This window comes from Halomonas sp. NPDC076908, from assembly GCF_050269715.1.
Taxonomy (GTDB): Bacteria; Pseudomonadota; Gammaproteobacteria; order Pseudomonadales; family Halomonadaceae; genus Vreelandella.
In genome coordinates this window covers 1-7,187 of the sequence record NZ_JBNNIW010000066.1, presented here as the reverse complement: position 1 = coordinate 7,187, position 7,187 = coordinate 1, and the positions used below count along the sequence as shown (strand labels likewise).

Genomic DNA, 7,187 nt, shown 5'->3' with positions numbered 1-7,187 from the left:
GTGAACAACGTCCGGTTTCAGGATGGGGAGCAGGTAACCGATCAATCAGACAGGACTGCCGCCTGACTGCCATCCACCAGATTTGACTATAACTCGTCAATGCATTAAAAATGCAAAAATAATTTCATGCATCAAACTAGCTGCACTCCTTCTATCGTTACGTGACATGACAGCATGAATCTCAAATTTATCGAAATGAGATTGCTAGGTTAAAACAAGATACAGAAACGGGGAGCCAATCCATGGTTCACTACCATGATCTGCAATGGCGAAAATACCTTTATCAAGGTAGTGGGGTAGTGGGGGAGAGAAGCCAAGATATCGTCACCATTAAAGGTGCCAATCGGAGGTCATGAATTAGCTGTACCTACACCGAGAGAGGTTTGATCATGAATGACGAAAAGGAGTGGCTGGACCGTCGACCCAGCAAGGGTGCCTTCTGGCTCATGGTGGCGATCGCCTTGGCGGTGATGGGCTTCCTGCTCTGGGGGGAGCACAAAGTGCATCTGCTTGGTGCCCTGCCTTGGCTGATTCTGCTCGCCTGCCCACTGATGCATGTGTTCATGCATGGGGGGCATGGTGGTCATGAGAACCAAAAGGGAGGACGCGATGAGTGACGACGTACCGGCTTATGGTCTGTGGGGCCTGGTAATTCTCAACTCGGTGATCTTCATCTTCTTCGCTTTCAGCTTCTTCAAGCCGCAGACGCGCCGTGACTGGCGCTCATTCGGGGCCTTCAGCGCCTTCCTGGTGGCGCTATTCACGGAGATGTACGGCTTTCCGCTAACCCTCTACTTCCTGTCCGGCTGGCTACAGTCGCGCTACCCGGAGGTAGACTGGTTCAGCCACGATGCGGGCCACCTGCTTGAGATGCTGTTCGGCTGGCAGGCCAACCCGCACTTCGGGCCATTCCATCTGCTGAGCATGGTGTTCATCGCCGTGGGGTTCTGGCTCATCGCTGCGGGTTGGCGTGTGCTCTATGCCGCCCAGAGGCAGGGAGAGCTGGCTACCACCGGGCTCTACACCTATGTACGGCACCCCCAGTACGTTGGCTTCGTGCTGGTGATGTCTGGTTTCCTGCTGCAGTGGCCCACCCTGCTGACCCTGGCCATGTTCCCGGTGCTAGTGTGGATGTACTCGCGCTTGGCAATCCACGAAGAGCGCGAGGTCGCGCGCCGGTTCGGTGACGAATGGCAGGTGTATGCAGCTCGCACCCCACGCTTCATTCCACACCTGCGGGCACTGGGTTCGGGTAGTCAGCATCTGTAAGGATCATATCCAGGAGAGCAATCATGAAAAGAAGACGCTTTGTCGTCAGTGCGTCAGTGGTGATCGGGAGCGTGGGGACAGCGTTCGCAGCCGTGCCATCCATTAGCCTCCTGGCAACCCAGTGCGCACGCCATGATACCGGCTTTCATATTGCCGGCATGGTCTTTCACTAATGGCGGGGGCACTCAGCAAATCAAGAACCGGCTTCACTGCTTTGCTTGCAGCCACCTTTGTCGTTTTCCTCGGCTACGGCACGGTGCTGCCGATCCTGCCGCTGTTCCTCGACCGGGCGCTGGCGGTGACTAGCCCTGGGGACGTATCGCTGCACACCGGGCTGCTGACGGGGGTCTATACGCTGGCCTTGTTCGGCTTTGCGCCACTGTGGGGAAGCGCCTCCGACCGCCTGGGCCGTCGCCCCGTCCTATTGTTGGGGCTGGCGGGGTTTGCGCTGGCCATGCTGGGGTTCAGCCTGGTCCGCGACCTGCCACTCGCCTATGGGGCACGAGCACTTGCCGGCGCCTTTGCGGCGGCGGTGATCCCCGTGGCGCTGGCTCAGGCGGCCGAGTGTGACGACGCAACGTTCCGTGCACGTCGTTTTGCCTGGCTCAGTGCTGCTTCCACTTCGGGCTTCTTGTCAGGCCCCATGCTCAGCGGTTGGCTGGCAAGTATTCCGATGGTAATGCCCCAATCCGATATGGTGCTAGGTGGGCCAGTGGCTTGGCCTTTCGTGGTCACAGCGGGATTCGCCGGGGTGGTTTGGCTGTTGATCTACCATCACGTTCGCGAACAGCCGGTTCACCGCCACGCTTGCGACGCACATTCCTCCGAGCCGGCGTCGACTCGGGCTGTCGGTGGCTTCTTGGTGCTTACGCTGCTGGCAATGCTCGGCCTGGGGGCCTTTGAGGTAGGTCTCAGTCTGCAGGCAAGGCAGTCGATCGGTCTTAATCCTTTCAGGGTCGGGTTGCTGTTCACGGCGTGCAGTCTGGTGATGCTGGCGGTGCAGCTCCTGTGGTCGGCTTACCCACCGAAACGACTCTCGCCCGTTCACTTGATCGGCGGGGCCTTCCTGCTGATGGCCATGGGCATTCTTGGCCTCCCTTACGCTTCGAGCTTCTGGGGAGCATTCGTCGTGGTCGGGCTGCTGGGCGCGGGATCGGGACTGCTGATTCCGTTGCTCGCTTATCAGGTCTCCCTGGCCAGCGGGCCGGCACAGGGTGCGGCGCTGGGTAAGCAGACCGCCTTGGCCAGCTTCGGGCAAGCCGTTGGGTCAGCGGGTGCCGGGTTGTTGTTCGTTGGTAGTGCTCTCGGCACCTACTGGGGGCTTGCCATCGTGCTTTTCGTTACCGCCATCTTGACTGTCGCAGTTCACTATCATTACTCGAATGATTGTAATGGTGACGCACTTTTCGCATCAGTATTGAAAGAGAGGAATCGGTAACTGCTGTTCGAAGTTGACCTCTGTGCAGCACATAGCCGGAATAATGTAGGAAAAGGCCCAAGGTGGGTTCCATAAGATGGAAGGAGAACGATCATGGAAATTCGCAAGCATGCACTCGCACTCGCACTCGCCCTGGCACTCGGTGTCAGCGGTACCGGCGTCGCCTTCGCACAGGGCATGCCGGACACTCAGCCCGGCCAAGGAAATGGCATGATGGGGGGCAACAGCGGCCAAGGTGGTGCCGGGCCCGATATGACAGGTGGAATGATGGGTGGCGGCCAGGGCGGTATGGGCCCCGGCATGATGAATGGGATGATGGGTGGCGGCCAGGGCGGCATTGGCTCCGGCATGATGAGTGTGATAATGGGTGGCGGGATGATGCCCTGCCCGATGATGGGCGCCGCCGGAATGGGCATGATGCAGGAGATGCTCGACCCGGAGCAGCGCAGCGAGATGTGCGCGGTGATGCAGGAGCACCGCCCCGCCCAGTTCGAGCGCATGGGCCGGCTGATGAACCTGCGCGATGACCTGATGGCGGAGATGCGCGGTGAGCGCCCCGACCCCGAGGAGGTCCAAGCCCTTCACGGTCGGATGGCCGAACTTCACGGCGAGATGATGGCCGAGAAGGTGCGCATGCAAAATGCCATGCATGACCTGATGACCGATGAGCAACGTCAGCAGCTTCAGCAGGCCACACCCGAGAGTGATGTCAACCCCGAGGACCACGAGGCCCATCACTGACCGTGGATGTCAGTCAGTAGGTAATAGGAAACAGGACGGGCGGCCAACCATGGCCGGCCACTCTGCGAGGCCAGCAGGAGACATGCGATGAGAGATTCTAGCCCGAACACGATCACCCTGACGGTACCTGGTATGGGCAGTGACCACTGTGCCGGCATCGTTCGCAAGACGCTCGAACGCCTCGATGGCGTAGGTGAGATCCAGACCAATATCGCCAACCACCATGTCAGCGTGACCACCGAAGTAGACGGGCCCGATGGCGAGACCTTGAAGGAAGCCGTCGAGGGTGCCGGCTATGACGTGGCCGCCGTCAGTGGCGGTAATACCAAGCAACAGATTCGCCTGACGGTGCCGGGTATGGGCTCGGATCACTGCGCAGGCATCATCCGCAGCACTCTGGAGCGGCTCGAGGGTATCAAATCGATCGATACCAATATTGCCAGCCATCGTGTGGCGGTGACCGTTACCCAGGATGGCCCAGGTGGTGAGGCGCTCAAGAGCGCCGTGGAAGGGGCTGGCTATGATGTGGCCGCTGTGCAGGCCGACGAGGAGGAGAATGCCAACAGCGACGCCGAGATCGAGGAGGCCTACCTCTCCCAGGCCCGCAAGCGGCTGATCATCGCTGCGGTACCCACCACACTCATCATGATTCTCATGATGGTGCATATGTTCTGGGTGGCAATCCCGGGGTATCTGGCAATCATCGCTGCGCTGGCCTTTCCAGTGGTGTTCCTCTATGGCGGTGTCGCCACTCACAAGTCGACCTGGCGCTCGCTGAAAAACGGCACCTTCAACATGGATGTGCTGATCACCATGGGCAGCCTGCCACCCTATTTGATCGGCCTGGCCGGCTTCGTCTACCCCATGACCTCGTTCATCGAGATGGCCGCCACCATCATGACCTTCCACCTACTCGGCCGTTATCTGGAGGCTCTGGCCAAGGGGCGTGCTTCACAGGCTATCCGCCGCCTGATGACCCTGGGCGCCAAGACGGCGCGCGTGGAGCGTGATGGCGAAGAAGTCGAGGTGCCGGTGAAGGAGCTTGCGCCCGGCGACATCATGATCGTGCGGCCCGGCGACAAGATTCCCACCGACGGTGAGGTGGTCGAGGGCGAGAGCCATCTCGATGAATCCATTGCCACCGGCGAGTCGATACCCGTTTACAAGAGTACCGGGGACAGCGTGATCGGTGCCACTATCAACAAGGAAGGACGACTGAGGGTCAAGGCAACCCGCGTCGGCGGCGATACCTTTCTTTCCCAAGTGGTGCGCCTGATCGACCAGGCCCAGGGCTCGCGGGTGCCGATACAGGAATTCGCCGACCGCATGACCGGGCGCTTCGTGCCGGTAGTTCTGGCCATATCCCTGGTTAGCCTGGTTGCCTGGGCAGTGTTCCCGGATGCCCTGCGGCCGATCCTCGAATGGGGTTCGACCTTCCTGCCTTGGGTCGATCCCACCGCAGCAACGCCGATCCTTGCCATCCTTGCCGCCATCGCCGTGCTGGTCATCGCCTGCCCCTGCGCCCTGGGCCTGGCCACGCCCACGGCGCTGATGGTCGGCTCCGGCATCGGTGCCGAGCGCGGCATCCTGATCCGCTCCGGCGAGGCAATCCAGACCTTCAAGGACGTCAAGGTAATGGTACTCGACAAGACCGGCACCATTACCCGCGGCGAGCCTAAACTCACCGAGGTGGTGACCGCCGAGGGTGGCGATGAGACCCACCTGCTCACCTTGGCGGCGAGCGTAGAGAATGCCTCGGAGCACCCCATCGCCCGTGCCATCGTCGACGGTGCCCGGGAGCGCGATGTGCAATCCGGCGAGGTCAGCGAATTTCGCTCCACCGGTGCGCGCGGCGTCTCGGGCAAGGTGGGCGAAGAAACCGTACTGATCGGCAATCGCCGGTTGCTGGAAGAGGAAGGCGTGACCGGCCTCGAAGCCCTGGATGACGCCATGACCGAGCTCGAGGGCAAGGGGCGCACGGTGGTGATCGTTGCCGCCGACGGCCAGGCCCTGGGGCTGGTCGCCGTGGCCGATACCCTCAAGCAGGAGTCGGTCGAGGCCATTCGCGGTATGCATGACCTGGGCTTACATGTCGTGATGATTACTGGTGACAACGAACGCGCTGCTCGAGCCGTGGCCGATGAGGTCGGTATCGACGAGGTCCAGTCCGGCGTGCTGCCAGAGGGCAAGGTCGATGCCATCCGCAAGTTGCAGGAGAAGCACGGGAACCATGTGGCCATGGTCGGCGACGGCATCAACGACGCCGCGGCGCTGAAGCAGGCCAACGTGGGTATCGCCATCGGCGCCGGTGCCGACGTGGCCATCGAGGCAGCGGATGTGACCCTGGTACGCGGCGAGCTCACCGCTGTGGTGGACGCCATGCACCTCTCCCGCGCCACCTTCGCCAAGATCGTCCAGAACCTGATCTGGGCCAGCGCCTACAACGTGGCGGCCATCCCCATCGCCGCCATCGGCCTGTTACACCCGATGATCGGTGTCATCGCCATGACGACCAGTTCCCTCTCGGTGATTGGCAACTCGCTGCTGCTCAAGCGGCGTTATGCCCGCGAGCAGCCCGGACGGGAGCAATTGGCTCAGCCCCAAGCCAAAGGCGACCACTCATGACTCAGCCACATTTCACCAAACGCCCCTCCGGAGAGGCCGAATCGCAAAACGAGCCGTCACCACATGCCGGGGCTCTCCATAAGTGGATGATGACCGCCTGCGTGGTGCTGATGGGAAGCGCCGTGCTGCTTGTCATGTGGCGTGGCCAGTCACTGGGTAGCGGCGCCTGGTTAGTACTGCCTCTGGCACTCTGCCTCGGCTTGCACTTCCTGATGCACCGACATCTCGGGCATCATCAGCGTGATCGGGATGAATAACAAAAGCTGCCATGTCAATGATGAGACAATACGGTCCGGGTCATGCGCTCAAGTAGTCCCAGACAACCGGAAAATGATCAGCACTGACCAGCAGGAGAGCAGTTAAAAAGGCCCAGCCGGTATCGGCGACAGACGTACACGCCGATACCGACCTGGCATCTTTCTGGAACAAGTGGTCATTTTTGGCCGTGGTCTGACACTTCCTCTTTTTCTGGTCAAGTCGGAGATCGCTTCTTCGAGCGTCTTTAATGTCAAGCGTATACATTCTTGCTGAAGGAAGGAGTTTCGCAGTATGTATCAGGCTGATGAGCGACTGGCTCGCTACTTTGCCTGGTGTTTAGCCTGGGCGAGCGAGGTCTGCTTCAGCCGCTGGCTCTAATGGACGAAGTCAGGAACGGCAGGTTCACCCGGCTAATTAGTGCCCATCCAGAAAACTAATAATCATCCATATGCTTCGACTTGCATTACTCGGCTATTCACGGCTATTCACGGCTGTTTCGATGGCGATACACGCGCGACCCCACCCAGCCCAAGCTCCCCTCTGCGGCCCAACCAGAGAGGTTCTCCGACATGATTCCATTGGTGAGCACCGCGAGGACGATTCTGGTTATAGCATGTACTGCTTTGTTTAACCAAGCGTTTTGGATTCCCGGTAAATTTCGCTAGTAGGCTGTCAGCAAGCTTTAATCGCTTCGTCAGGTTCCGTGCTGCCTACTACTCCGGTTCGCACCTGTACCAACCGAGATAGCCAGCGTTCAAACCCTGAACGTGCCCCGATGCTCCTCGATGAAGCCGTACCTCAGTTCGATTCTTTGGCGAAGAAGGCCGCCGCCTTTTTTAACAGTTCCCGCTCTTCC

General features: G+C 60.1%; 7 protein-coding genes. All 7 read left to right on the top strand.

Annotated elements, in window-relative coordinates; all coding sequences use genetic code 11:
• Window positions 1-389 precede the first annotated feature (389 nt).
• The 7 genes from ACQKE4_RS19790 to ACQKE4_RS19760 all read left to right on the top strand — a co-directional run bounded on the left by ACQKE4_RS19790 (window position 390) and on the right by ACQKE4_RS19760 (window position 6,330).
• A complete protein-coding gene (locus tag ACQKE4_RS19790; RefSeq protein WP_290675739.1) occupies window positions 390-617 on the top strand; it encodes a DUF2933 domain-containing protein in 228 nt (75 codons plus the stop codon).
• Entirely contained in the window at window positions 610-1,269 is a 660-nt protein-coding gene (locus ACQKE4_RS19785) for a methyltransferase family protein (RefSeq protein ID WP_427389947.1), read from the top strand. The genes ACQKE4_RS19790 and ACQKE4_RS19785 overlap by 8 nt, the downstream gene beginning before the upstream one ends.
• 23 nt (window positions 1,270-1,292) lie before the next feature.
• Window positions 1,293-1,442, top strand: a complete 150-nt coding sequence (locus ACQKE4_RS19780; RefSeq protein ID WP_290675743.1) for a ubiquinol-cytochrome c reductase iron-sulfur subunit N-terminal domain-containing protein — start codon at window positions 1,293-1,295, stop codon at window positions 1,440-1,442.
• Window positions 1,442-2,707, top strand: coding sequence for an MFS transporter (locus ACQKE4_RS19775; protein ID WP_427389946.1), 1,266 nt, complete (start codon window positions 1,442-1,444; stop codon window positions 2,705-2,707). Before ACQKE4_RS19780 ends, ACQKE4_RS19775 begins: the two co-directional genes overlap by 1 nt.
• Before the next feature lie 93 nt (window positions 2,708-2,800).
• Window positions 2,801-3,448 (top strand): Spy/CpxP family protein refolding chaperone, encoded by a 648-nt coding sequence (locus ACQKE4_RS19770; RefSeq protein WP_427389945.1) that lies wholly within the window; start codon window positions 2,801-2,803, stop codon window positions 3,446-3,448.
• 87 nt (window positions 3,449-3,535) lie between these two features.
• Window positions 3,536-6,073, top strand: coding sequence for a heavy metal translocating P-type ATPase (locus ACQKE4_RS19765; protein WP_290675749.1), 2,538 nt, complete (start codon window positions 3,536-3,538; stop codon window positions 6,071-6,073).
• Window positions 6,070-6,330, top strand: a complete 261-nt coding sequence (locus tag ACQKE4_RS19760; protein ID WP_290675751.1) for a DUF2933 domain-containing protein — start codon at window positions 6,070-6,072, stop codon at window positions 6,328-6,330. The genes ACQKE4_RS19765 and ACQKE4_RS19760 overlap by 4 nt, the downstream gene beginning before the upstream one ends.
• Window positions 6,331-7,187 lie beyond the last annotated feature (857 nt).